This window comes from Mesorhizobium sp. WSM2561 (assembly GCF_000513915.1).
Lineage (GTDB): Bacteria > Pseudomonadota > Alphaproteobacteria > Rhizobiales > Rhizobiaceae > Mesorhizobium > Mesorhizobium muleiense.
The window spans coordinates 212783-238541 of the sequence record NZ_AZUX01000002.1; the positions used below are offsets into that span (position 1 = coordinate 212783).

The following is a 25759-nucleotide window of genomic DNA, read 5'->3' on the forward strand; positions in this document are numbered from 1 at the left end:
TTCAAAGGGATGACGGTAGATGGATTTCGACCTTATCGTCCGCGGCGGCACGCTGCCCGACGGCAGGATCGCCGATATTGGCATCATCGGCGAGACGATCGCGGCCATCGAGCCGGAGCTGAACGCTGGCGCGGGCACGGCGATCGACGCCCATGGCAATCTGATCTCGCCGCCCTTCGTCGATCCGCATTTTCACATGGACGCCACGCTCTCGCTAGGCATCCCGCGCATCAACGTGTCGGGCACGCTGCTCGAAGGCATCTCGCTGTGGGGCGAACTGAAGCCGCTGTTGACGCACGAAGCGGTGCGCGACCGCGCGCTCGCCTATTGCGACTGGGCTGTCACCATGGGCCTGCTCGCCATCCGCAGCCATGTCGATGTTTGCGATACCAGGCTGCTGGCGGTCGAAGCCCTGCTCGATGTGAAGAAGACCGTCGCGCCCTATATCGACCTGCAACTGGTCGCCTTCCCGCAGGATGGGTTTTATCGCTCGCCGACGGCGCGTGATAACACCATCCGCGCGCTCAACATGGGTGTCGACATCGTCGGCGGTATTCCGCATTTCGAGCGCACCATGGCCGACGGCACGCGTTCGGTGACGGAACTGTGCGAAATCGCGGCAGAACGCGGCCTCATGGTCGACCTGCATTGCGACGAGACCGATGATCCGCTGTCGCGCCATATCGAACAACTGGCCTATGAGACGCAACGCCTCGGCCTGCAGGGCAGGGTCGCCGGCTCGCATCTTACGTCGATGCACTCGATGGACAATTACTATGTCTCGAAGCTGTTGCCGCTGATCGCCGAGGCAGGCGTCTCGGCAATCCCCAATCCGCTGATCAACATCATGCTGCAGGGCCGCCACGACACATTCCCCAAACGCCGCGGCCTGACGCGGGTCAAGGAAATGCTTGCCCACGGCATCCGCGTCGGCTGGGGCCAGGATTGCGTGCTCGACCCCTGGTATTCGCTGGGCACCGCCGACATGCTCGACGTCGCCTTCATGGGCCTTCACGTCGCCCAGATGTCGAGCCCGGCCGACATGGCGCGCTGCTTCGACATGGTCACCAACGTCAACGCCGCCATCATGGGCCTCGACCATCTCGGCCTGGCGGTCGGCAAGCGCGCCAGCCTCGTCGTCCTTGATGCCGGCGACCCGGTCGAGGCCTTGCGCCTGCGCCCCGAGCGCCTCTGCGTCATCGCCAGGGGCAGGGTGGTGGCCGAGCGGGCCAGGCAGGAAACACGGCTCTCGATCGCCGGACGGCCGGCAACAGTGAACCGCAGGCATCGCCCGTCTCAAAACTCCATCGATCAGATTGATAGGTCCTGACCGCAAGTCTACAATCAACCTCCAGTTTTATGCCGAGGAGGAAACCATGTGGCACAAGACGGCGATGGTGGTCGCGTTGGCGGCCACTTGTGCAGGCTGCATGACGGCCGACGATCGTCGTGCGGCGGATGAGGCGAAATGCCGTTCCTACGGCTTCGTCAGGAAGAATGATGCCTTCGCCGAATGTCTGCAGCGCATCGATCTGGCGCGCCGCGCCGAGCTCAGAAGCGCGTCGGTCTTCGATCCCTGGGATCGGCCGGTGATCTATCGTCCGGTTATCATTCGGCCACGGCCAATGTAGGCCGTTGCGATCGTCCGTACAGGCCCAGCCGATTTCCGGTCCCTGGTCTGGCCGGCTTCCCGATTTCCGCTCGTCAAAGCGGCCGCTTGCGTCTACGACGCTGCTCACCGGGCTTTCATGCGGGAGGAAGCGACATCGGCATGGCAGAGCCAACAGCCCATAATTCGACGATCAGGAACGTGCTTTTGGCTGGCATTCTGCTAATGCTGGCCGGCGATTTCCTGTTTGCATTGAATGATGCGATGGGTAAATGGCTGGTCGCCAGCTTTTCCGTCGGCCAGGTCGTGCTGATCCGTTCCATCGGCGCCTTTTTCGTGCTCGGTCCGATGATCGCGCGTCAAGGCGCGGCCAGGCTGTTCCGCATGGAGCGCCTGGAACTGCAGGTCTTGCGCGTCGTCATGACGACGCTTGACACGGCGCTGTTCTACGCCGCCGTCGTCTATCTGCCGCTCGCCGACGTCATGAGCTTCTATATGGCGGGGCCGATCTACGTGGCGGCGCTGTCCCACCTGCTGCTTGGCGAAAAGGTCGGCTGGCGCCGCTGGATGGCGATTCTGGTCGGGTTCTGCGGTGTGCTGATCATGCTCGAACCGTCCTCGGCCGCGTTTTCGCTGTCATCGACCTTCGCGCTGGCCGGAAGCATTTCATTCGCCTTCGCCATCATCCTCAACCGGCGGTTGCGCGGCACCAGCGACACCTCGCTCGTTACCTGGCAAACCATCGGCACGCTGCTGGTCGGCGGGGTTCTCACCATCGGCAACTGGCAGACGCCGTCCTCGCTCGATTTCGGCGCCATGCTGCTTCTTGGCATCGTCTCCTGCGGCGCGCATCTGATGATCACCAGGGCGCTGAAGCTGGCGCCGGCGTCGACGCTGGCGCCGCTGCATTACAGCCTGCTGCTGTGGGCCGTCATCTTCGGGCTGGCCTTCTTCGGCGACATGCCCGGCCCGCGCATCCTGATCGGCTCGGGCATCATCGTGCTGGCCGGCCTGCTCATCTTCCATCGCCAGAAAGTGGTCGACACGGTGCCGCCCGAAAACGTGCCGAAAGGTGTCAACTAGGGTCCAGATTTCTGGTGCCTTAAGGTTCAGAGTTTTGGCACTTACCCGGCGCGCACCGCCGCCAGATGCGTTGAGAAGTCGGCCGTCTCCATCAGCGCCCTGCAGCGTGAAAAGCGACCGTCGGCATAGGCGCGGAAATCGTCGGCCGGATTGCTGTTGGCAAGCTGGATCAGTCCCCACAGCGTCCACAAGAGATCGCACATCGCCTTGTAGATGACGATGCGGCCGCGCTCCGCCGGCGTCGGCTCGCCACCGAAATAGGCGCCCATCATCTCGTCCTCCTGCGCCGTATCAAACTGGCCTTCGACGCTGAGGTCGCCGAGATCCCAAAGCGGGTCGTTCATGCCGGAATATTCCCAGTCGACGATCCACATCCTGTCGCCCGTATCGAGAAAATTTTCGCACAGCGGATCGCAGTGGCAGGCGACGAGAGGCAGGGGATGCGCGGCAAGCGCCGAGCGCACGGTTTCCGCCTCGATAACGACGTCGTGGTAACCGGCAGGCAGGGCGACGTCCTTGGTCGACAGCACCTTCAGGTAGTCGTCGATCATCGCAAACAGCTCGAAGCGGAAGGGAAACACCGCGCCGGATGTATGCAATCTGCGGAAGGCTTTGCCGGCACGCGCCGGACTGCCCGGCCGGGTCTTGAATTTATCCGGCGACATCGTCTCGGCGCCCGCGATGAAGCGCGTCACCAACACGCCTGTCTCGCCGTCGACATGCAGCAGCTCGGGGCTGACGCCGGCCATCGCTGCCTCCCGCGCCGCCACCGCCTCGTTGGCGCGGTTGATATACTCCTGCGTGCCCTTGCCGGGAATCCGCAGGCAGGCATCTCCAGCCCTGAAGACGAGGTTGGTGAGGCCACCCAGCCGCTCCAGCGGTCCCTCGTAGCCGGCCAGCGCCGGAATGGCTGCAAGCGCCGCGCGTGCTTCCTCGTCCACCATCGCTTCTGCCCTCTTTTCGCGTCTATTTGTGGTGACGACGGTTCCACAAATTTCGCCGTTTGGCTATCATCGCTTGCATGCGGTTCACTCCAGCGCCGTGCGTTCCTGTAGGACGCGCTAAGAACGCTGCGGCGCTTTGATTTGCGGACGAGACTGTAATGGCGGACAGGAAAAACAAAGGCGCGCTCGCCGCGGCCTATGCAGCGAAGCGGCCAGAGGAGGTGGCGGCGCTCTACGACCGCTGGTCCGACACCTACGACGCCGACATGTCGGCGGCCGGTTATCGCCATCCGACCATCTGCCTTGCCCTGCTTGCCCGCCACCTTCCGCGCGGCGCGGCACCGCTCCTCGATGCCGGTGCCGGCACCGGGCTCATCGGCGAGTGGCTGAAGATCGCGGGCTATCCGCAGGTCGAGGCGCTCGACATTTCCGAAGGCATGCTGGCCCAGGCAGCGCGCAAGGGCGTCTATTCGGCGCTTCACTGCCTGGCGCTCGGCGGCCCGCTGCCCTTCGCGGATGATGCCTATGCCGGCATCATATCGGCCGGCGTCTTCACCTCGGGCCATGTCGGCGCTGAGGGGCTGGACGAACTGATCCGCATCTGCCGGCCGGGCGGGATAATCGTGCTGACAGTCAAGAACACCCTGTGGGACGCCGGCTTTTCCGCAGGGATAGCCGACCTCGAGGCGAAGGGCGTCGTCACGCGCGCCGAGGAGACATCGCCCTATGTCTCCATGCCGGGCGAGGCCGACACCGTGCCCAGCCGCGGTCTCGTTCTGCGCGTGAACTGACCATCCCGGCTCTTATGCATGTCGCGCAAAAGTGCGCAGCGGTTTTGCGATAACGACATGCATAGAAACAAGAACTTAAAGCGCCTCGCATGAATCCGTTCAGACGCGACGCGCTTTAGGCTCTGATCCTTTCTCCGGCCGGGTCGTAAAGCGGCTCGAGATGGATTTTTGCCGGCGTCCGCTCCATAGCCACCACCAGCTCGTAGTCGCCGCAGGTGAGGAAATCGTCGCTGACGCCGTCGGCGTTGCGCACATAGCCGTAGCCGATGTTCTTTCCGACCGTGTAGCCATAGCCGCCGCTGGTCAGGTAGCCGACCGGCTCGCTGTTGCGCAGGATCGTTTCGCGCCCGAGCAGCACGATCTCGCAATCGTCGACGGTGAAGCCGGCAAAGCGTTTTTTCAGAACCGCGCCGCCGATCTCTTCCAGCGCCCGCCGCCCGAGAAAATCTGTGTTCTTGCGAAGCTTCACCGCCCAGCCAAGGCCGGCCTCCTGCGGCGTGTCGTTGGGCGTGATGTCGGAGCCCCAGGCGCGGTAGCCTTTTTCCAGCCGCAGCGATTCCAGCGCCCTGTAGCCGACCGGGCGGATGCTGTGCTCCTCGCCCGCCGCCATCAGAGCGTCGAAGATTTCGCCCGTCGCCGCGATCGGCACATGCAGCTCCCAGCCGAGCTCGCCGACATAGGTGACGCGCAGCGCCCTAACTGTGGTGCCGGCGATGGAGATTTCCCGCACGTGTCCGAACGGGAAAGCGGTGTTCGACACGTCCGCATCGGTCACCGCATCCAGCACGTCGCGGGCCCGCGGCCCCATCAGCGACAGCGTGCCGAAATCCTCGGTGACATCGGTGAGCGTCACGTCGAGCTCGTTGCCGACATGGTCGCCGATCCACGAGAAGTCATGCGTCCTAAAGCCGGTGCCGGTGACGATGTAGAATCGGTCTTCGCCGAGCCGCGCCACGGTCAGGTCGGCCTCGATGCCGCCGCGCGTGTTGAGAAGCTGCGTGTAGGTCAGCCGGCCGACCGGCTTGGCGACGTCGTTGGCGCAGATCCAGTCGAGCGCCTTCAGCGCATCCGCACCGGTCATTTCGTATTTGGCGAAGGACGATTGGTCGAAGATGCCCACGTGTTCGCGCACGTGCCGGTGCTCGTCGCCGACCGGCGAAAACCAGTTCTGCCGGCCCATCGAATAGATGTCGTTCGGCTCGACGCCTTCGGGCGCAAACCAGTTCGGCCGCTCCCAACCGAGCTTGGAGCCGAACACGGCGCGGTGCTTTTGCAGCCGTTCATAGAGTGGCGACACGATCCGTGGCCGGCCCGTGGCATACTCTTCATGCGGGAAGCCGATCGTATAGTGCTTGCCATAGGCTTCCAGCGTGCGGTCGCGGACCCATTGCCGGTCGCGGTGCAGGTCGGAAAAGCGCCTGATATCGACCACCCACAGGTCGAGTGGCGCCTCGCCGTCGACGACCCACTGCGCCAGCACCCAGCCGGCGCCGCCGCCTGCCGCGATGCCGAAGGCGTTGAAGCCGGCGCCGACGAACATGTTGGCGCATTCGGGTGCCACGCCGAGAATGAAATTGCCGTCCGGCGTGAAGCTCTCCGGCCCGTTGATCATCTGCTTGACGCCGACGGTTTCGAGCGCCGGAACCCGCGTGATTGCCTGGTTCATATGCTGCTCGAAATGATCGTAATCGTCGTCGAACAGCCGGAACTGCCAGTCGTCAGGGACATCGCCGCCGGGAAGATCGGTCGTCCAGGCTTGCGGGTTCGGCTCATAGCCGCCCATCACCAGCCCGCCGACCTCCTCCTTGAAATAAATGCGGCGGTCGGGGTCGCGGATCGTCGGCGCATCGGTCGCCAACCCGTCTATTCTTTCGGTGACGATGTACTGGTGCTTCACCGGCTGCAGCGGCACGTTGATGCCGGCTAGCGCTCCCACCTGCCGCGCCCATTGCCCGGCACAGTTCACCACCTTGTCGCAGGCGATATCGCCCCTGTTGGTCTTTACCGTTGTGATACGGTCCTCCTGCATGTCCAAGCCGGTGACGCGGACATCCTCGAACAGCCTGGCGCCATGCATGCGCGCGCCTTTGGCCAGCGACTGCGTGATGTCGGAAGGGTTTGCCTGGCCGTCGGTCGGCAGCCAGTTGGCGCCGACGAGATCGCCGGTTGCCAGCAGCGGCCACATCGCCTTGACCTCGGCCGGTGACAGCAACTGCATATCCATGCCAAAGCTTTTCGCCGTCGTCGCCAACCTCTTGTACTCGATCCAACGGTCGGCATTGGTGGCGAGCCTGAGGCACCCTGTCATCTTCCAGCCGGTGGCCAGCCCGGTTTCGGCTTCCAGCCCCTTGTAGAGATCGACCGAATATTTGAGCACGCGGGTGATCGAGGCCGAAGACCGCAATTGACCGACCAGCCCCGCCGCATGCCATGTCGAGCCCGAAGTCAGTTTGCCCTGTTCCAGGAGCACGACATCGGCCTTGTGGTCACGCGCCAGATGATAAGCCGTCGAACAGCCGATTATGCCGCCGCCGATGACGACGATCTCGGCGTAGGCGGGCAAGGTCATGATATCTGTCCGTATTTTGTTCTGTAGTTTTCCAGCGCGGCATCGAGCCGCGTCAGGTTTTCGTCGGTATAGGCGACGTAGTCGATGCCGGGCGCGTCGAGATAAAGTTCGGAAACCATGCTCCACATCGCCTCGCGCAACAGCGATGCGCATTGCATGGCCGCATGCGAGCGGCGGATCGCCTCGTCCGGCTCCTTCATGAAATAGGCGGTCAGGAAGGCGAAGGACTCCTCGTCGTTCATGGTGGCGTTCGAGGCAACGCCGGCGAGGTCGAACATCGCCGTGTTGAAGCCGGCATATTCGAAATCGATCAGCCACAGCCTGTGGCCGTCATCGAGAATATTAGCCGGCAGAAGGTCATTATGACCGAAGACGATCGGCAGCAATTTCTGCGCCCGTTCGAGCTCGTCTGCAAGCGCCAGCAGCCGCGGCAACTCGCTTCGCATGCGGCTGTCGGCTTCCTCCAGCGTGCGCGCATAGTCGCGGATGACATGGAATACCCAGAACATGAAGCCGGCGCCGGAGACATGATTGGGCATCTCGCGATGGAAGCCGCGCATCAGGGCGGCGACGCGGTCGATATTGGCGCGGACGTCCTCGGCGACAAAAGTCTTGGCGCCGAGAAATTCCGTTACCAGGATGCCGGGCTCGGAATGGCGGACGGCAGGCGCGAAGCCGGCGGCATGCGCCGCGCGCGCGGTCATCACCTCGCGCTCGCGAAAGACGTGATGGAACGGAAAGTCCTGGCCAAAGCGCACGACATGCCGCCCGGCGGCGTCCTTGACCAGATAGTTGGCGTTGCTCAGGCCGCCCGGCAGCGGCGCGATCTCGACGCTGCCGGTCCAGCAGGGCAGGGCGCGGATGCGGTCCTCGGTGGTCACAGGTGAATCCCTCGTTGCGCGGGGTTCAAGGCGTCGCGGGCGACGCAAAGAGGGCGGCCGGCAGGAGGGAGCAATGCGAAGTCCTCGTCGGTGCGGGATCCCGGGATCGGTATCCCGCACCGCACCGACGAGCCCCAGTGCCGGGTTCTTTGACTCCGGCATCCGCCCCCGCGGATTCAAAAAAGTCCTTTTCCCTTACGTCAGACGATTTCCCGGACGTTCGGGCAGGCGAATTTTGGTGCGGCTCTGCCATCGTTCTCCCGTGGCAGTTCCGAAGCCTGTCACAAGCCAGTGTCGCGCCATGTGATCCGGCTTGTCAACGACAACTTGTGGCTTTTTGCCCGAAATCACAAGGATTTCTTGTAAACTGTGGCCGATTTGCCTTAGAAGCGGTCAGTAGCGCAACAAACCGATTGGGTGAGACCGATGCCCTCGAAGCGGCATGGCGAAATCCTGCGTCTCCTCCATGAGGAAGGCACAGTCACCATCGCCAGTCTGGCCGACCGGCTGGGCGTCTCGCTGGAGACCGTGCGCCGCGACGTCAAGCCGCTGACCAGTGACGGTTCGATCCTGAAGATGCATGGCGCCGTCGGCCTGCCATCGATGGCCGGCGAGGCGCCGTTCGAGCGGCGTATGCGCGAGAATGCCGATGCCAAGCGCGCCATCGCCCGCATGGTTGCCGCCACCATCCGCGACGGCGAAGCGATCATGCTCGACACCGGCACCACGACCTCTTTCCTGGCCCGCGAACTGCTCGGTCACCGGCGGTTGACGGTGGTCACCAACTCCTCCGACATCGCCCGCACGCTGGCCACCGTCAACGGCAACAAGGTCTATATGGCCGGCGGCGAACTGCGCAGCGATTCGGGCGCTGCCTTCGGCGTCTCGGCCATTGCATTCGTCAGCCGCTTTTCCGTCAGCCACGCTGTGATCTCCACCGGCGCGGTCGATGCCGTCACCGGCGTGATGGACTATGATCTGGACGAGGCGGAATTCGCCCGCATGGTGCTGTCGCGCGGCCAGCGCTCGCTCGTCATCACCGACCACACCAAGTTCGGCCGCCAGGGCCTGGTCCAGGTCTGCGGCCTCGACGGTTTTTCCGAACTCGTCACCGATCGGCCGCCGCCGCACGCCATCGCCGCAGCGCTTGCCCAGGCTGGCGCACGGCTCAGCATTGCCGGCAGCGAAAGCGGGACCTGACCTGGCCAGAGCAGTAATGCGGTGAGCCTGGGATCGGCGGCTTTTCTTCCTTGCCGTCCCGGTGTTTAGTCCGGCCATGGCCTTCACCATCCGCCAATTGCAGTTCTTCATCGCCGTCGCCGAGCAAGGCACCGTGTCTGGCGCCGCCCAAAACCTGTCCATCTCGCAATCGTCGGTCACCGAGGCGATCAAGGAGCTCGAAGGCGATCTCGGCGTCGAACTGTTCGAGCGCCATCCGCGCGGCCTCAACATCACCCACAAGGGCCACCAGTTCCTGCGCCACGCGACAAAGATCCTTGCCGATGTTTCCGATGCGCGCCGCGCCTTCTCCGGCGAGCAAGCGGCGGCTGGCGGCCGGCTGCAACTCGGCGTCACCTCGCTGGTCGCCGGCTATGTGCTGTCCGACCTTCTTGCCCGCTATCGCCGCGCCTATCCGGGCGTCGAGATCTCGGCCATCGAGGACAATGGCGACTACCTCGAACATCTGCTGGTCGGCGGCAAGCTCGACATCGCCGTCATGGTCACCTCGAACCTGCGCGACCGCACCGCCCTGCAATCGGAAATTCTCGAAGTCTCGCCCTACCGGCTATGGCTGCCGCTTGGCCATCCGCTGTCCAGCGCCGACATCATCGGCATCAGCGACATCGCGTCGGAGCCGCTGATCATGCTGACCGTCGACGAGATCGAAGAGAATACCGGAAAATTGCTGGCGGCGATCGCCGCCAAGCCGCATGTCGCCTTCCGCACCCGCTCGGTCGAAGCGGTGCGCAGCCTCGTCGCCACCGGCGCCGGCGTGGCGCTGCTGCCGGATCTCGTCTACCGGCCATGGTCGCTGGAAGGCGACCGCATCGAATCGCGCGATATTTCGGGCTCGTTGCCGGTTGTCCAGGTCGGCACGGTCTGGCGGCGCGGCTCCGGCCTGCCGCAGGCCGCGCGCGACTTCATCGGGCTTGCCCAGTCGCAGCGCATGGTTCGTCAGCGGCCGGACAAGAACGGCCGCTGATCTATCGGAAAAACCGATATCGCCTTTCTGATAAATGAATTTGCGAAACCGGAAATTTCACAGCACCTTCATGATCAGGGAGCAAAGCCGCCGCGAGAGTGCGGCCCCTCAGATGGGAGATCGACGATGAATTCATTCCTGAAGTCATGCACTGCATTGACGGTCGCGCTGGCCTTCTCCGGCCAGGCGATCGCCCAGGTTAAGGAACTCGGCAAGGGCGAAGGCCAAGTCAACATTGTCGCCTGGCCCGGCTACATCGAACGCGGCGAAACCGACAAGAACTATGATTGGGTCACGTCTTTCGAGAAGAACACAGGCTGCAAGGTCAACATCAAGACCGCCAACACCTCCGACGAGATGGTCGCGCTGATGAACGAGGGCGGCTTCGACCTCGTCACCGCCTCGGGCGACGCGTCGTTGCGCCTTGTCGCCGGCAAGCGGGTCCAGCCGATCAACACCGATCTGATCCCGAGCTGGAACACGGTCGACGACCGGCTGAAGGATGCGCCGTGGTTCACGGTCGGCGGCGTCCACTACGGCGCCCCCTACCAGTGGGGGCCGAACGTGCTGATGTACAACACCGAGGTGTTCAAGGAAGCGCCGAAGAGCTGGAACGTCGTCTTCGAGGAGATGACCTTGCCCGACGGCAAGTCGAACAAGGGCCGCGTCCAGGCCTATGACGGGCCGATCCACATCGCCGATGCCGCCAGCTATCTGATGTCCCACAAGCCGGAGCTCGGCATCAAGGATCCCTACGAGCTGACCGAAGATCAGTACAAGGCCGCCCTCGATCTGCTGCGCGTCCAGCGCACGCTGGTCGGACGCTACTGGCATGACGCCGCCATCCAGGTCGACGACTTCCAGAACGAAGGCGTCGTTGCCTCCGGTTCATGGCCCTATCAGGTCAACACGCTGGTTGCTGCCAAGAAGCCGGTCGCTTCGACCATCCCCCAGGAAGGCGTCACCGGCTGGGCCGACACGACCATGCTGGCAGCCGACGCAGCCCACCCGAACTGCGCCTATATGTGGATGGAGCACTCGCTGTCGCCGAAAGTGCAGGGCGATGTCTCCGCCTGGTTCGGTTCGCTGCCGGTGGTGCCGGCTGCCTGCAAGGGCAACGAATTGCTCGGCGACGAAGGCTGCAAGACCAACGGCTACGACAATTTCGAAAAGATCAAGTTCTGGAAGACGCCGGTGTCGAAATGCGCCACCCAGGACCAGTGCGTGCCTTACTATCGCTGGGTGTCGGACTATATCGGCGTCATCGGCGGACGGTGAGTTCGTTTCGCATTGCTCGCAAGTTGGCGCTGCCCCTTACCCCCTTCCCGTGAACAACGGGGAGAGGGGATCGCGAGCGTTGCGGCTGGCCCCTTCTCCCCGTCCCTACGGGGAGAAGGTGCCGGCAGGCGGATGAGGGCCAGCGCTGTCGCCTGAATTGACGAGCCTGGCAGATCAGGACAGCCCATGACATCAGCCGTTTCCTTCCAAAAAGTCTCGCGCCATTTCGGCAATGTGCGCGCCGTCGACATGGTCGATCTCGACATCGTGCCGGGCGAGTTCTTCGCCATGCTTGGACCTTCGGGTTCCGGCAAGACGACCTGCCTGCGTCTGATCGCCGGCTTCGAGCAGCCGACATCGGGCTCGATCTCCATTTTCGGCGAACGCGCCGAAGGCGTTCCGCCCTATCGCCGCAACGTCAACACCGTCTTCCAGGACTACGCGCTGTTCCCGCATCTGAACGTGCTCGACAACGTCGCCTACGGGCTGATGGTCAAGGGTGTCGGCAAGCTGGAGCGGCAGAAGGCCGCCGAGGAAGCATTGTCGCTGGTCCGGCTTCCCGGTTACGGCGCCCGCCGCCCGAGCCAGCTTTCCGGCGGCCAGCGCCAGCGCGTCGCGCTCGCCCGCGCCCTGGTCAACCAGCCGAAGGTGCTTCTGCTCGACGAGCCGCTTGGTGCGCTCGACCTCAAGCTGCGCGAAAACATGCAGGAGGAACTGAAGTCGCTGCAGAAGGCGCTCGGCATCACCTTCGTCTTCGTCACCCACGATCAGGGCGAGGCGCTGTCGATGGCCGACCGCGTCGCCGTCTTCAACGACGGCAAGGTCATGCAGATCGGCACGCCGGAGGACATCTACCAGCGGCCGAAGACGCGCTTCGTCGCCGATTTCGTCGGCTCGTCCAATGTGCTGCCGCCGGATTTTGTCCAGCGCTATTCCGGCCAGCATCGCTGGGGCAGCCTGCGCCCCGAATCCATTCGCATCGGCCGTGCCGCCAAGGGCGACGGCGTTGCCGCCCGTCTCGTCTCGACCAATTATCTCGGCGCCACGACCAGACTGGCGCTCGACGCCGACGGGTTGAGGCTGCATGCGATCGTGCCGGCCGGGGCCACATTGCCCAGGGAAGGCGAGGCGGTCGTGCTCACCTTCAACCGCGAGCATTTGCACCTGATGGACGAGCCGGGATGATGGCGCTGTCGGCAACTGTCGCTAATAGCCGAGGCAAGGCGCTCTACGGCGCCCCCCTCTGTCCTGCCGGACATCTCCCCCACGAGGGGGGAGATCGGCTGTCGCGACCAATTTCGCCAATCCTCAACGTTGCAGAAAAGGCGCTGCAGGCGAAGCTGCCGATCTCCCCCCAAGTGGGGGAGATGTCCGGCAGGACAGAGGGGGGCGCGAAGGATCGCGGCCTCTCATATATCCTCCGTCAAGACAGGGCGGCGTCATGACAATCGCCGCGCTCAACTCCACTCCCGCTCCCGCCATCCTGCCGGGAAGCGGCGGCGTGCGCGGCGCCCTGTCCGACCTGTTCTGGCGCAAGCCGAAGCTGCTGCTGCTGTTGATGCTGCTGCCGCCGGTGCTGTGGCTTGGCATCGTCTATGTCGGCTCGCTGTTCGCGCTGCTCTTGCAGAGTTTTTTCTCGATCGACGAATTCTCCGGCCTCATCAACCGGCAATTCACGCTGAAGACCTATGGCGACCTGCTGCAGGCCGCCAATCTCGACATCATCCTGCGCACGGTGACGATGGCGGCCCTGGTCACGTTCGCCTCGGCGATCATCGCCTTTCCCATCGCCTATTACGCGGCCCGCTATGCGCGCGGCCGCTGGAAGGCGCTGTTCTATCTCGGCGTGATGCTGCCGCTGTGGTCGAGCTATCTGGTCAAGATCTACGCCTGGAAGCTCATTCTCGCCAAGGAAGGCATTCTCACCTGGCTGCTCGCCAAGCTGCATCTGCTATGGCTGCTCGATGGCTGGCTGTCGCTGCCGGTCGTCGGCGGCAACTCGCTGTCGGTGTCGTCCACCGGCACCTTCATCGTCTTCGTCTACGTCTGGCTGCCGTTCATGATCCTGCCGGTGCAGGCGGCGCTCGAGCGCGTGCCGGGCAATCTGGTCGAGGCCTCGTCCGATCTCGGCGCCTCGCCCGGCCAGACCTTCCGCAACGTGATGTTCCCGCTGGCGCTGCCGGGCATCGTCGCCGGCTCGATCTTCACCTTCTCGCTGACGCTGGGCGACTACATCATCCCGCAGATCATCGGCACCTCGCGGCTGTTCATCGGCCAGGCCGTCTATTCGCAGCAGGGCACCGCCGGCAACATTCCGCTCGCCGCCGCCTTCACGGTGGTGCCGATCGTCATCATGGGCCTCTACCTCTGGGGCGCCAAGCGCATGGGGGCCTTCGATGCGCTCTGATGGCTCACCATCCGCTCCTCTCGGCCTGAAGGTCGCCGCCGCCTGCGGTCTGCTGTTCCTGCATCTGCCGATCTTCCTGATCTTCATCTATGCCTTCACGACCGAGGAAAAGAGCTTCGCCTGGCCGCCGCCGGGACTGACGATGCAATGGTTCGCCGTCACCTGGAACCGCCCGGACGTGTGGGAAGCGCTGTCGCTGTCGGTCCGTGTCGCCGCCATCTCGACACTCGTCGCCCTGGTCCTCGGCACGCTCTGCGCGGCCGCCGTTTCGCGAACACGGTTCTTTGGCCGCGAAACCATCTCGCTGCTGGTCATCCTGCCGATCGCGCTGCCCGGCATCATCACCGGCATCGCGCTGCGTTCGGCCTTTTCGCTGGCCGAGATTCCGTTCTCGTTCTGGACGATCGTGCTCGGCCACGCCACCTTCTGTGTCGTCGTCGTTTACAACAACGCCGTCGCCCGCTTTCGCCGCACCTCCGGCTCGATGATCGAGGCGTCGATGGACCTCGGCGCTGACGGCTTCCAGACGTTTCGGCATGTCGTGCTGCCCAACATCGCCACCGCGCTGCTTGCCGGCGGCATGCTTGCCTTTGCGCTGTCGTTTGACGAGGTCATCGTCACCACCTTCACCGCCGGCCAGCAGCAGACGCTGCCGATCTGGATGCTGGAGGAACTGATCCGTCCGCGCCAGCGCCCGGTCACCAATGTCGTGGCCATGGTCGTCGTGCTGGTGACGCTGCTGCCCATCCTCGTCGCCTATTACCTGACCCGCGACGGCGACCAGATCGCCGGTTCGGGCAAATGACGTCAAGAATCCATAAGGGAGAGACTGCCATGGACACAAAGATGCTGATCGGCTCGAAATTCGAGAAGGGCACCGAGACCGAGGAGCCGATCCTCAATCCAAAGACCGGGGCGACTATCCTCAACCTGCCTGAAGCCAGCCAGGCGCAGATCGAGGCGGCGGTGCTGGCGGCCGAAAAGGCCTTCGTCACCTGGTCGCGCACCACGCCGGCGCAGCGCTCCGGTCATCTCCTGAAGATCGCCGATCGCATCGAGGCCGCGGCACAAGATTTCGCCGCCCTCGAGGCGCTCAATTGCGGCAAGCCGATCAATGCCGTGCTCAACGACGAAATCCCGGCGATCGTCGACTGCTACCGCTTCTTTGCCGGCGCTGTCCGCTCGATGCCGGGCCAGGTCGCCGGTGAATACATTCCGGGCCACACTTCGATGGTTCGCCGCGATGCCATCGGCGTCGTCGCCTCGATCGCGCCGTGGAACTACCCACTGATGATGATGGCCTGGAAGCTGGCGCCAGCGATTGCCGGCGGCAACACGGTCGTCTTCAAGCCGTCCGAGCAGACGCCGCTGACGGCGCTGAAGCTGGCAAAAATCCTTGCCGAGATTCTGCCCGAGGGCGTCGTCAACGTCGTGCTCGGCAGAGGCGACAGCGTCGGCAACACGCTGATCAACCACCCGAAAATCAACATGATCTCGATCACCGGCGATGTCGCCACCGGCAAGAAGGTGCTGCAGGCCGCCGCCAAATCGGTCAAGCGCACGCATCTCGAACTCGGCGGCAAGGCTCCGGTCATCGTCTTCGACGACGCCGATCTCGGCGCGGTGGTCAATGGCCTGCGCGCCTTCGGCTATTACAATGCCGGCCAGGACTGCACCGCCGCCTGCCGCATCTATGCCGGCAAGAAGATCTACGACAAGCTCGTCGCCGACCTTTCCGCCGCCGTCTCGACCATCAAATACAACCGCCCCGACGACACCGCAAACGAGATCGGGCCGTTGATCTCACGCCGCCAGCGCGACCGCGTCTCGAGCTTCGTCGAGCGCGCCTCGGAGCTGAAGCACATCGAGATCACCACCGGCGGCAAGCCGGGCGAGGGCTCCGGCTTCTTCTATCAGCCAACCGTCGTCGCCGGCGCGCTGCAGGAAGACGAGATCGTGCGCCGCGAAGTGTTCGGGCCGGTTGTCTCCGTCACCCGCTTTTCCGAGGTCGACGAGGCGGTGAGCTGGGCCAATGACAGCGACTATGGCCTTGCGTCCTCGGTGTGGACCAAGGATGTCTCGCGCGCGATGGCGACGGCCGCCCGGCTGCAATACGGCTGCACCTGGATCAACACCCACTTCATGCTGACCAACGAGATGCCGCATGGCGGGCTGAAGCAGTCCGGCTACGGCAAAGACATGTCGCTCTATGCGCTGGAGGATTATACCGCCGTCCGCCATGTGATGGTGGCACATGGGTAGCGCCTTTTTACCTCTCCCCGTTGACGGGGAGAAGGTGGCCCGAAGGGCCGGATGAGGGGCAGCACCGGGCCTACTTCTGCGAAGCGGCGATCCCGGTATCCGACTCTCCGGCCCCGGGGCCCTTGCCGCCTGAAACGACGCCCCCGGCATCGGCGCCGAAGCCCGCTGCTTCCGGCGCGGCCGGCCGCTTGATCCTGGGCGCGGCGGCCACGACGAGCTCGTTGAAGCCTTCGCCACCATTGTCCAGCATTTCGAACAATTGCCGCCGCATCCTCGGCTCCCAGAACTTGTTGATGTGCTCGGCGACGCCGGCAATGCCTTCCTCGCGCGGCTTGGAGTGAAAAAAGGCGGCAATCTGGTTGGCCATGCGGACCAGCTTTTCGCTGGTGCTCATGATGTGGCCTTCGTCATGCGACATGCTTGGCAACTCCGGAAGCCACCCGCTCGGGGTGGGTGAAAATATCGAAATCATCGCCGCGCACCAAAGCCACCAGCGTCATGCCGGCGTCCCCGGCGGTGCGGATGGCAAGTGCCGTCGGCGCCGAAACGGCAATGATGAATGCAGCGCCGATCGCCGCCGTCTTCTGCACCATCTCGACCGAAACGCGCGACGTCACCACGACGGCACCCAAGGAGCCATCGATGCCGGCTTTGGCGAGCGCCCCGGCCAGCTTGTCGAGCGCATTGTGGCGGCCGACATCCTCGCGCGCCATGACGAGGCCCTTGCCTGGGATATAAAAACCGGCGGCATGGACCGCACCGGTCTCGGCATGCAGCGGCTGCGCTTTCGACAAACGCCTGACCGAACGGACGATGTCGTCGGTGTCAAGTGTAAGTCTTGACGAACCGACCGCCTCGACCGAGCGCATCGCCTCCTCGATCGACTCGATGCCGCACAGCCCGCAGCCGACCGGGCCGGCCAGCCGTCGGCGCCGCGCCTCGAAGCGCGTATTGGCCTGGTCCTTCAGCCTGATCTGGATGTCGATGCCGGCGCCGTGATCCTCAACCTCGATCGCCTCGATTTCCCGGCCGTCGGCGATAATGCCTTCGGTCAGCGAGAAGCCGAGCGCGAAATCCTCGAAATCGGCCGGACTTGCCATCATCACCGCGTGAGTGGTGCCGGCAAAGGAGAACGCCACCGGCGTCTCTTCCGGCACCATCCGGTTGGCGGCCACACTGCCGCCGGCGCGGTGGGCGAGGCGGGAGATTTGTGTGGTCGCTTTGCGGCGCGCGCTCAAAGATTACTCCGCTGCTTCCAAGGTCGCGATGCGACGGCTGTTGCGGGCCTGCTCGTCATAGTCGAGTTGCCATTCCGACGGCCCGTTGGACGCGCCGACCTGCACCGCCGTCACCTTGTATTCCGGACAGTTGGTCGCCCAGTCGGAGAAGTCGGTGGTGATGACGTTGGCCTGCGTGTCGGGGTGGTGGAATGTCGTATAGACCACGCCAGGCGACACCTTGTCGGTGATCAGCGCGCGCAGCGTCGTCTCGCCGGAGCGGCTGGTCAGGCGGACCCAGTCGCCGTCGCGCAGGCCGCGGTTTTCGGCGTCATGCGGGTGGATCTCGAGCCGGTCCTCGCTGTGCCACATGACATTGTCGGTACGCCTGGTCTGCGCGCCGACATTGTACTGCGACAGGATGCGGCCGGTGGTCAGCAGCAGCGGGAAGCGCGGTCCCGTCCTCTCGTCGGTCGCCACATATTCGGTGCGGATGAACTTGCCCTTGCCACGCACGAAGCCGCTGATATGCATGATCGGCGTGCCTTCCGGCGCCTGCTCGTTGCAAGGCCACTGCACCGAGCCCATCTTTTCCAGATAGTCGTAGGAGACCTTGGCGAAGCTCGGCGTCGTCCTGGCGATCTCATCCATGATTTCGGACGGATGCTGGTAATTCCAGGCAAGCCCCATCGCCTGTGCGAGCTTCTGCGTCACTTCCCAGTCGGCCAGCCCGTTCTTCGGCGCCATCACCTTGCGCACGCGGTTGATGCGGCGCTCGGCATTGGTGAAGGTGCCGTCTTTCTCGAGGAAGGTCGAGCCGGGCAGGAAGACATGCGCGTAGTTGGCGGTCTCGTTGAGGAAGATATCGTGCACGACCACGCATTCCATCGCCGCAAGGCCTGCGGCGACATGCTTGGTGTCGGGATCCGACTGCAAAATGTCCTCGCCCTGCACATAGAGGCCCTTGAACGAGCCGTCGACGGCGGCGTCCAGCATGTTGGGGATGCGCAGGCCGGGCTCGTCGTCGAGTTTGACCCCCCACAGGCTTTCATAGATATCGCGCACCGCGTCGCCGGAGACGTGGCGATAGCCGGGCAGCTCATGCGGGAACGAGCCCATGTCGCAGGAGCCCTGGACGTTGTTCTGGCCGCGCAGCGGGTTCACGCCGACGCCCGGCCGGCCGATATTGCCGGTCGCCATGGCGAGATTGGCGATGGCGATGACGGTGGTCGAGCCCTGGCTGTGCTCGGTCACGCCGAGGCCGTAATAGATCGCGCCATTGCCGCCGGTGGCAAACAGCCGTGCGGCGCTGCGGATCTCTTCAGGATCGACATTGGCGAGCTGGCCGACCACCTCAGGGCTGTTTTCCGGCAGCGCCACGAACGACGCCCAATCCTGGAACTCGTCCCAGTCGCAGCGTTCGCGGATGAAGGCCTCGTCGAACAGGCCTTCGGTGACGATGACATGGGCAAGCGCGGTGACCACGGCGACATTGGTACCCGGCTTCAGCGGCAGATGATGCTGCGCCTCGATATGAGCCGAGCGCACGATGTCGGTGCGGCGCGGGTCGAGCACGATCAGCTTTGCGCCCTTGCGCAACCGCTTCTTCATGCGCGAAGCAAACACCGGATGTGCGTCGGTCGGATTGGCGCCGATGATCATCACCACATCGGTCTGCTCGATCGAATCGAAATCCTGGGTGCCTGCCGAAGTGCCGAAAGTCTGGCCAAGGCCATAGCCGGTCGGCGAATGGCAGACGCGGGCGCAGGTATCGACATTGTTGTTGCGGAAACCCTGGCGGATCAGCTTCTGCACCAGATAGGTTTCCTCATTCGTGCAGCGCGACGAGGTGATGCCGCCGATCGAGGTGCGGCCATACTGGTACTGGATGCGGCGGAACTCATTGGCGGTGTGGGTCAGCGCTTCTTCCCACGACACCTCGCGCCATGGATCGGTGACCTTTTCGCGGATCATCGGATTGAGGATGCGCTCCTTGTGGGTCGAGTAGCCGTAGGCGAAACGGCCCTTGACGCAGCTATGGCCACGGTTCGCCTTGCCGTCCTTGTAGGGCACCATGCGCACCAGTTCGTCGCCGCGCATTTCGGCCTTGAACGAGCAGCCGACGCCGCAATAGGCGCAGGTGGTGACGACCGAATGCTCCGGCTGGCCGATCTTGATCACCGATTTCTCGGAAAGCGTCGCCGTCGGGCAGGCCTGCACGCAGGCGCCGCAGGACACGCACTCGCTGTCGATGAAAAGCTGGTGCATGCCGGGCGACACACGGCTTTCGAAGCCGCGGCCCTCGATGGTCAGCGCGAATGTGCCTTGCACCTCCTCGCAGGCGCGCACGCAGCGCGAGCAGACGATGCATTTCGATGGATCATAGGTGAAGTATGGGTTGGACTCGTCCTTCGCCATCCATTTGAAGTTTTCGGCGCCATCATTCTTCTTGAAGACGTGGTTGTCGCCCTCATAGCCGTAGCGCACGTCGCGCAGGCCGACGACGCCGGCCTGCGTCTGCAATTCGCAGTCGCCATTGGCCGCACAGGTCAGGCAGTCGAGCGGATGGTCGGAGATGTAGAGCTCCATCACGCCGCGGCGGATGTCCTTCAGCCGACCGGTCTGGGTGTGCACGACCATGCCCGGCGCCACCGGCGTCGTGCAGGAGGAGGGCGTGCCGTTGCGGCCGTCGATCTCGACCAGGCAGAGCCGGCAGGAGCCGAAGGCGTCGACCATGTCGGTGGCGCAAAGTTTTGGGATGGCAATGCCGACCTCCATCGAGGCGCGCATGATCGAGGTGCCTTCCGGCACGGTGACGGTGAAGCCGTCGACCGTCAGCGTCACCTGCTTCTCGGATGTCGAGGCCGGCGTGCCGTAGTCGATTTCCTGAATGAGACCCATGGCGAGGTTCCTATTCTGCTGCTTCGGCGACTGGCGCCGGCTTGAAATCTTCGCGGAAGTGGCTGATTGCGCTCATCACCGGATAAGGCGTGAAGCCACCCAGCGCGCAGAGCGAACCGAACTTCATCGTGTTGCAGAGGTCCGTCACCAGCTCGATCTGCTTTTCCGGCTCGATACCCCTGGCGATCTTGTCGATCGTCTCGACGCCGCGTGTCGAGCCGATGCGGCAGGGCGTGCACGTGCCGCAGCTCTCGATGGCGCAGAACTCCATGGCGAAGCGCGCCTGCTTCAGCATGTCGGCGGTGTCGTCGAACACGGTGATGCCGGCATGGCCGATCAGCCCGTCCTTGGCGGCGAAAGCCTCGTAGTCGAATGGCGTGTCGAACAAGGCGCGGGGAAAATAAGCTCCCAACGGACCCCCGACCTGCACCGCCTTGACCGGCCGTCCAGTCGCCGTGCCGCCGCCGATGTCGTCGACGATCTCGCCAAGCGTCATGCCGAACGCCGCCTCGAACAGGCCGCCATATCTGACATTGCCGGCGATCTGGATCGGAATGGTGCCGCGCGAGCGGCCAATGCCGAAATCCTTGTAGAAGGCAGCACCCTTGTCCATGATCACAGGCACCGAGGCCAGCGAGATGACGTTGTTGATCACCGTCGGCTTGCCGAACAGCCCTTGGATGGCCGGCAGTGGCGGCTTGGCGCGAACGACGCCGCGCTTGCCTTCGAGGCTGTTGAGCAACGAGGTTTCCTCGCCGCAGACATAGGCGCCGGCGCCAACGCGGATTTCGATGTCAAAGGCGTTGGGCGAGCCCAGCACGTTGAGGCCGAGCAGGCCGGCCTTGCGGGCAGCCTCGACCGCCTTTTGCATCATCGCCACCGCATGCGGATACTCCGAGCGGATATAGACAAAGCCCTTGGTCGCGCCGGTGGCGACACCGGCGATCGCCATGCCTTCGATCAGCACGAAGGGATCGCCCTCCATGATCATGCGGTCGGCGAAGGTGGCGCTGTCGCCCTCGTCGGCATTGCAGACGATGTACTTTTTGTCGGCGGTCGTATCGAGCACCGTCTTCCACTTGATGCCGGTCGGGAAGCCGGCGCCGCCGCGACCGCGCAGGCCCGACTCGGTGACCTGTTTGACGATTTCGGCTGGCGCCATAGCCACGGCGTTCTGCAGCCCCTTCAGCCCGCCATGCGCCTTGTAGTGATCGAGCGACAGTGGATTGATGACGCCGCAGCGCGCGAAGGTCAGGCGCGTCTGCCTGGCCAGGAACGGGATCTTGTCGGGCGCGCCCAGCCAGCGCTTGTGATGACCGCCGGTGAGGAAGCCGCTGTCGAACAGGCTTTTGACCTCGGACGGCTTCACCGGCCCATAGGCGACACGGCCATTTTCTGTCGCCACCTCGACCATCGGCTCAAGGAAATAGGCGCCGCGCGAGCCGTTGCGCACGATCTTGGCCTCGATGCCGCGATCGGCCAATTCCTTCTCAATCGCCTTGGCGACCTTTTCCGCACCGAGCGCCAGCGCGCCGGAATCGCCGGGAATGTAAATGCGTGGGATCATGAGCGCACCTCGGCAACGATCTCGTCGAGCTTTTCGTCATCGAGCCGGCCGATCACCTCGCCGTCCAGCATCGCCGATGGCGCGCAGGCGCAAAGGCCGAGGCAATAGACCGGCTCCAGCGTCACCGAACCGTCGCGGGCCGTCTCGTGGAAGCCGATGCCCAGCAATTGCTTGAGCTTGGCGGCAATCGCGTCCGAGCCCATCGACTGGCAGGCTTCGGCCTGGCAGAGCTTCAGCACATGCCGGCCGGCCGGCTGGCTGCGGTAATCGTGGTAGAAGGTGACGACGCCGTGCACCTCCGCCTTGGAGATGTTCAGCGCCTCGGCGATGACCGGCAGTGCGTCCTGCGGCACATGGCCGAACTCTTCCTGGATGCCGTGGAGGATCGGCAACAGCGGGCCTTCGAGGCCCTTCAGCTCCTGGACGATCGCCGCCGTGCGCGACGCGATCTCGGTACTTGCAGGCTGCATGATCATGCAGCGCCCTCCCTGGTCGTAGTAATCCGCTAAGTGCCTAGGAAATCGGAGGAAACCCGCTAAATCAATAAAGCTGATCCGTTGCTCGATAGAAATCTTCTATCGCTGCCGTCCAGCCTGCAATCTCTAGCTCAGTGGCGGGCGCGGAAATCGTCTGCCAGCGCCATTGCCTCGTCCAGCAGCGCCGAGACCAGCGGGGTATGCGGCTCGCGCAGCGTCGCCACCAGCCCGACGGTGTGGCTGGCGTCTGGCTCAACGATCGGAATGGCCCGGATCGGCTCGGAAAAGCCGAATGTTTCCGAGAGGTTGAGCGGCATGATCGACGACCATTTTCCGGTACGGATATGCGAGAACAGCACGATCATCGAATTGGATTCGAGTGTCGGCCGCACCTGCGTGCCGGCTTCGGCCAAATGCTGGTCGATGATGCGGCGGTTCTGCATGTCCGGCGTCAACAGGCAGAGCGGCAGCTGGCTGAGCTCCGCCCATGTCACTTTGTCGCGGTCGGAATAGGGGTTTCCGATCGCGGTGATCAGCTGATAGCGCTCGTCATAGAGCGGCACGCTGGTCACCCTCCCCAGCGGCTCGTTGTCGAGATAGGTGATGCCGGCGTCGATGTCGAAATTGCCGAGCAGCGACAGCACCTCGATCGAGGTGCGCGACAGCACCGAGAAGGTGACGCCGGGATGTTTTGCCCGAAAGGGTGTCGTCAGCCGCGCCACCATGGCCAGCGCCGTCGGGATGGCGGCGATGCGGATGCGCCCCGAAAGGCCGTGACGCGCCGCCCGCATCTCTTCGCGCATGGTGCGGGTATCGCCGACGATGCGGCGCGCCCACGCCAGCACCTGTTCTCCCTCCGGCGTCAGCCCCTGGAAGCGCGAGCCGCGCAGAACCAGCATCACGCCGAGCTGGCCCTCCAGCTGCTTGATGCCGGCCGAAAGCGTCGGCTGGGTGACGCCGCACACCTCCGCCGCCCGGCCGAAATGCTCCTCCCTGGCCAGCGCGATGAAGAATTCCAGCTTGTCGATCATGAGCGGACGCTACCCGGCCAAGTGAGGCTGCGCCAGATGCATACTGTTTTTGCCTGGCGGATCCTCATTGCGGCCGAAGCTTCGCGGCCGTACGTGCCTACCTGTCGACCAGGTTCAGAATGTTGCCGTCAGGATCCTTGAACCATGCGACCTTCATGCCGTAGCCAACATGGATGTCGCCTTCCAGCTTCAGGCCCGGCATCTCGTAGTGCTCGAAGACAACGCCTTTCGATTTCAGCGCCTTGACGATGGTGTCGATCTCGTCGCCGACCATCCAGGTCACCGCCGTCGCCTTGTTGGTTCCGGCGAATTGCGAGCGATAGACATTGATGCTGGTGTCGCCGCATTTGTAGACGATCAGTTCGCCACCCTCGTTGTGAACCTCCGTCAGCCCCAGAACGTCTTCATAGAAGGCCTTGGCCTTGGCCAGGTCCTTCACCGCGAGATTGGCCGTTGCGTTGCTGTTTGCGAGCATGATTGGTCTCCTTTGCTTGCGGGCGAGCACGTCCGAAGCCTGCAAAGATAGGGCTGTTCCGTCTTCCGGCGACCGCAGCCTGTGCGATCGGCGTGCTTCTTCCCTAAAGACGTTTCGTCCTCTGCAAGACCGACAAACGGACGCAAGTTTTTGCAGCCACGCCCGTGCGTGTCGTTCCGCCGCTTGGTTCTGTTCGGGAACTGCACTATCTCAGTCGCAAAAGCAGAGGAAAAGCTGATGCCCGCCGTCCAGGAAAACGTCACCAAGGAAATCGTCATCGAGCGCCTGAAGACGGTCAACGGACCGGACTTCACCGGCAACATCGTCGACCTCGGCATGGTCTCCGAGATTTTCATTGCCGATGCCAAGGTGTTCTTTTCGATCACGGTGCCGGCTGCCCGGGCCCAGGAGATGGAGCCGCTGCGTGCCGCCGCCGAGCGTGTCGTCAAGGCGATCCCGGGTGTCGCCGGAGCCGTGGTCGCGCTGACGGCGGAAAAGAAGGGTGGCGGCATGGAAGCTCCGGTGCCGCAAAGGCCTGCCCCCAGGCCCGTACCGCCGGCCGCACCCGCTGCCGCGCCACGTCCGGCTCCGCACGCTCCAGCCTCGCACAGTCAAGGCAAGCGCGGCGTGCCCGGCATCGAGGCGATCATCGCTGTCGCTTCCGGCAAGGGCGGCGTCGGCAAGTCGACCACTGCCGTCAACATCGCGCTTGGCCTCGCCGCCAACGGCCTGAGGGTCGGCGTGCTCGACGCCGACATCTACGGCCCGTCGATGCCGCGGCTGCTCAACATCCATGGCCGGCCGCAGACCGTCGACGGCAAGGTCCTGAGGCCGATGGAGAACTACGGCCTGAAGGTGATGTCGATGGGCTTCCTCGTCGATGAGGAGACGCCAATGATCTGGCGCGGGCCGATGGTGATGTCGGCATTGACGCAAATGTTGCGCGAGGTCGAATGGGGTCCGCTCGACGTGCTCGTCGTCGACATGCCGCCCGGCACCGGCGACGCGCAGCTGACCATGGCCCAGCAGGTGCCGCTGGCCGGCGCCGTCATCGTCTCGACGCCGCAGGATCTGGCCCTGATCGATGCGCGAAAAGGCCTCAACATGTTCAGGAAGGTCGACGTGCCGGTGTTGGGCATCGTCGAGAATATGAGCTATTTCCTCGCCCCCGACACCGGCAAGCGCTACGACATCTTCGGCCATGGCGGCGCGCGCCGCGAGGCCGAGCGTCTCGGCGTCTCCTTCCTCGGCGAAGTGCCGCTCGAAATGGGCATCCGCGAAAGCTCGGATGCCGGCAGGCCGGTGGTGGTCTCCAAGCCCGACAGCGCCGAGGCCAAGATCTACCGCGACATCGCCGCGAACGTCTGGGGCCGGGTCAAAGAAGAACGCGGCGCGGCCGAAGCCGCCGTGCCGAACATCGTGTTTGAGTGATCCTCCCCCTTGAGGGGAGGGTGGCCCGCAGGGTCGGGTGGGGTCGGTGGCGACGCACTCCACCTTTCTTGGTCAACGCCAGTTGTAGGTCGAGGCGGTTGAGGCGACCCCTCTTGCCGCGCTTCGCGCGGCACCCTTCTCAAGGGGGAGGGGAGCCGCCAACTTTCTCGCCAAAACTCGAAAAAAACTGTCCGGCCAGTTTCTTCGATGTCGATTCGATCAGCCGGCTGCCGAGTTGGGCGATCTTGCCGCCGACATCGGCCTTGGCCGCATATCTGAGGATCGTCGCCTCCGGGCCATCGGCGGTCAGCGTCACATCGGCGCCGCCCTTGGCGAAGCCGGCGATGCCGCCCTTGCCCTCGCCCTGGATGGTGTAGCAATGCGGCGGGTTGAGATTCCTGAGCGTCACCTCGCCGTTGAATGTCGCCTTGATCGGGCCGATCTTGACCACCACGGTCGCCGCCATCTCGGTGTCCGACTTCTTTTCAAGGCTCTGGCAGCCCGGAATGGTCTGCCTCAGAACGTCCGGGTCGTTCAGCGCCTCCCACACCTTTTGCAGGGGTGCGGCGATGCGTTCCTCGCCTTCGATAACCAAAGCCATCAAAATCTCCCGGATACGAATTGACAAGCCCCG

23 protein-coding genes are annotated in these 25759 nt (G+C 64.0%); 12 read left to right on the forward strand and 11 right to left on the reverse strand.

Annotated features, from left to right (window positions below; all coding sequences use genetic code 11):
• Window positions 1-19: 19 nt before the first annotated feature.
• The 3 genes from M727_RS0104120 to M727_RS0104130 all read left to right on the forward strand — a co-directional run bounded on the left by M727_RS0104120 (window position 20) and on the right by M727_RS0104130 (window position 2692).
• The gene (locus M727_RS0104120; RefSeq protein WP_027151607.1) at window positions 20-1330 is read left to right on the forward strand and encodes an amidohydrolase family protein; all 1311 of its coding nucleotides are present in this window, start codon (window positions 20-22) and stop codon (window positions 1328-1330) included.
• A 46-nt stretch (window positions 1331-1376) separates the two neighbouring features.
• Window positions 1377-1631, forward strand: coding sequence for a hypothetical protein (locus M727_RS0104125; RefSeq protein WP_027151608.1), 255 nt, complete (start codon window positions 1377-1379; stop codon window positions 1629-1631).
• Between the two features lie 140 nt (window positions 1632-1771).
• Complete coding sequence (locus tag M727_RS0104130) at window positions 1772-2692, forward strand: DMT family transporter (protein WP_027151609.1); 921 nt, start codon at window positions 1772-1774, stop codon at window positions 2690-2692.
• Between the two features lie 41 nt (window positions 2693-2733).
• Here M727_RS0104130 and M727_RS0104135 read toward each other — a convergent pair whose 3' ends face one another.
• Window positions 2734-3636 carry a phosphotransferase family protein gene (locus M727_RS0104135; protein WP_027151610.1) on the reverse strand — a complete coding sequence of 301 codons (903 nt, stop codon included), beginning with the start codon at window positions 3634-3636 and terminating at the stop codon, window positions 2734-2736.
• 158 nt (window positions 3637-3794) lie between these two features.
• Between M727_RS0104135 and M727_RS0104140 the strand changes: the two genes are divergently transcribed.
• On the forward strand, window positions 3795-4427 hold the full coding sequence (locus tag M727_RS0104140) for a class I SAM-dependent methyltransferase (RefSeq protein WP_023802865.1): 633 nt from the start codon (window positions 3795-3797) through the stop codon (window positions 4425-4427).
• A 115-nt stretch (window positions 4428-4542) separates the two neighbouring features.
• Here the strand turns inward: M727_RS0104140 and M727_RS0104145 are convergent, their stop codons facing one another.
• Together M727_RS0104145 and M727_RS0104150 are read right to left on the reverse strand one after the other, a co-directional pair.
• On the reverse strand, window positions 4543-6996 hold the full coding sequence (locus tag M727_RS0104145; protein WP_027151611.1) for an FAD-dependent oxidoreductase: 2454 nt from the start codon (window positions 6994-6996) through the stop codon (window positions 4543-4545).
• Entirely contained in the window at window positions 6993-7877 is an 885-nt protein-coding gene (locus M727_RS0104150; protein ID WP_027151612.1) for a phosphotransferase family protein, read from the reverse strand. The genes M727_RS0104145 and M727_RS0104150 overlap by 4 nt, the downstream gene beginning before the upstream one ends.
• Before the next feature lie 426 nt (window positions 7878-8303).
• Between M727_RS0104150 and M727_RS0104155 the strand changes: the two genes are divergently transcribed.
• The 7 genes from M727_RS0104155 (at window position 8304) to M727_RS0104190 (ending at window position 16027) form a co-directional block, all read left to right on the forward strand.
• Window positions 8304-9077: a DeoR/GlpR family DNA-binding transcription regulator gene (locus tag M727_RS0104155; protein WP_027151613.1), complete on the forward strand. Its 774-nt coding sequence runs from the start codon at window positions 8304-8306 to the stop codon at window positions 9075-9077.
• Between the two features lie 76 nt (window positions 9078-9153).
• Entirely contained in the window at window positions 9154-10080 is a 927-nt protein-coding gene (locus tag M727_RS0104160) for a LysR substrate-binding domain-containing protein (RefSeq protein WP_023802869.1), read from the forward strand.
• A 126-nt stretch (window positions 10081-10206) separates the two neighbouring features.
• Window positions 10207-11358 (forward strand): ABC transporter substrate-binding protein, encoded by a 1152-nt coding sequence (locus M727_RS0104165; RefSeq protein WP_027151614.1) that lies wholly within the window; start codon window positions 10207-10209, stop codon window positions 11356-11358.
• Window positions 11359-11544: 186 nt separating this feature from the next.
• Window positions 11545-12543, forward strand: coding sequence for an ABC transporter ATP-binding protein (locus M727_RS0104170; RefSeq protein WP_027151615.1), 999 nt, complete (start codon window positions 11545-11547; stop codon window positions 12541-12543).
• 256 nt (window positions 12544-12799) lie between these two features.
• Window positions 12800-13765, forward strand: a complete 966-nt coding sequence (locus M727_RS0104180; protein WP_027151616.1) for an ABC transporter permease — start codon at window positions 12800-12802, stop codon at window positions 13763-13765.
• On the forward strand, window positions 13755-14570 hold the full coding sequence (locus M727_RS0104185) for an ABC transporter permease (protein WP_027151617.1): 816 nt from the start codon (window positions 13755-13757) through the stop codon (window positions 14568-14570). The genes M727_RS0104180 and M727_RS0104185 overlap by 11 nt, the downstream gene beginning before the upstream one ends.
• A gap of 29 nt (window positions 14571-14599) precedes the next feature.
• Complete coding sequence (locus M727_RS0104190; protein WP_027151618.1) at window positions 14600-16027, forward strand: gamma-aminobutyraldehyde dehydrogenase; 1428 nt, start codon at window positions 14600-14602, stop codon at window positions 16025-16027.
• A 70-nt stretch (window positions 16028-16097) separates the two neighbouring features.
• On the opposite strand, the gene M727_RS0104195 is transcribed toward M727_RS0104190, so the two are convergent.
• The 7 genes from M727_RS0104195 to M727_RS0104225 all read right to left on the reverse strand — a co-directional run bounded on the left by M727_RS0104195 (window position 16098) and on the right by M727_RS0104225 (window position 23694).
• Complete coding sequence (locus M727_RS0104195) at window positions 16098-16445, reverse strand: formate dehydrogenase subunit delta (RefSeq protein WP_027151619.1); 348 nt, start codon at window positions 16443-16445, stop codon at window positions 16098-16100.
• A complete protein-coding gene (gene fdhD / locus M727_RS0104200) occupies window positions 16435-17265 on the reverse strand; it encodes a formate dehydrogenase accessory sulfurtransferase FdhD (RefSeq protein ID WP_027151620.1) in 831 nt (276 codons plus the stop codon). The genes M727_RS0104195 and fdhD overlap by 11 nt, the downstream gene beginning before the upstream one ends.
• A 3-nt stretch (window positions 17266-17268) precedes the next feature.
• Window positions 17269-20145 carry a formate dehydrogenase subunit alpha gene (gene fdhF / locus M727_RS0104205; protein WP_027151621.1) on the reverse strand — a complete coding sequence of 959 codons (2877 nt, stop codon included), beginning with the start codon at window positions 20143-20145 and terminating at the stop codon, window positions 17269-17271.
• Window positions 20146-20155: 10 nt separating this feature from the next.
• Window positions 20156-21712 carry an NADH-quinone oxidoreductase subunit NuoF gene (locus tag M727_RS0104210; protein ID WP_027151622.1) on the reverse strand — a complete coding sequence of 519 codons (1557 nt, stop codon included), beginning with the start codon at window positions 21710-21712 and terminating at the stop codon, window positions 20156-20158.
• Window positions 21709-22188 (reverse strand): formate dehydrogenase subunit gamma, encoded by a 480-nt coding sequence (locus M727_RS0104215; protein ID WP_027151623.1) that lies wholly within the window; start codon window positions 22186-22188, stop codon window positions 21709-21711. The genes M727_RS0104210 and M727_RS0104215 overlap by 4 nt, the downstream gene beginning before the upstream one ends.
• A 131-nt stretch (window positions 22189-22319) precedes the next feature.
• Window positions 22320-23219 (reverse strand): LysR family transcriptional regulator, encoded by a 900-nt coding sequence (locus M727_RS0104220; RefSeq protein ID WP_027151624.1) that lies wholly within the window; start codon window positions 23217-23219, stop codon window positions 22320-22322.
• Between the two features lie 97 nt (window positions 23220-23316).
• Window positions 23317-23694: a VOC family protein gene (locus M727_RS0104225; RefSeq protein ID WP_027151625.1), complete on the reverse strand. Its 378-nt coding sequence runs from the start codon at window positions 23692-23694 to the stop codon at window positions 23317-23319.
• A 237-nt stretch (window positions 23695-23931) separates the two neighbouring features.
• On the opposite strand from M727_RS0104225, the gene M727_RS0104230 reads away from it, so the two are divergent.
• Complete coding sequence (locus M727_RS0104230; RefSeq protein WP_027151626.1) at window positions 23932-25125, forward strand: Mrp/NBP35 family ATP-binding protein; 1194 nt, start codon at window positions 23932-23934, stop codon at window positions 25123-25125.
• Between the two features lie 139 nt (window positions 25126-25264).
• Here the strand turns inward: M727_RS0104230 and M727_RS0104235 are convergent, their stop codons facing one another.
• Entirely contained in the window at window positions 25265-25726 is a 462-nt protein-coding gene (locus M727_RS0104235; protein WP_027151627.1) for a carbon monoxide dehydrogenase subunit G, read from the reverse strand.
• Between the last annotated feature and the right edge of the window lie 33 nt (window positions 25727-25759).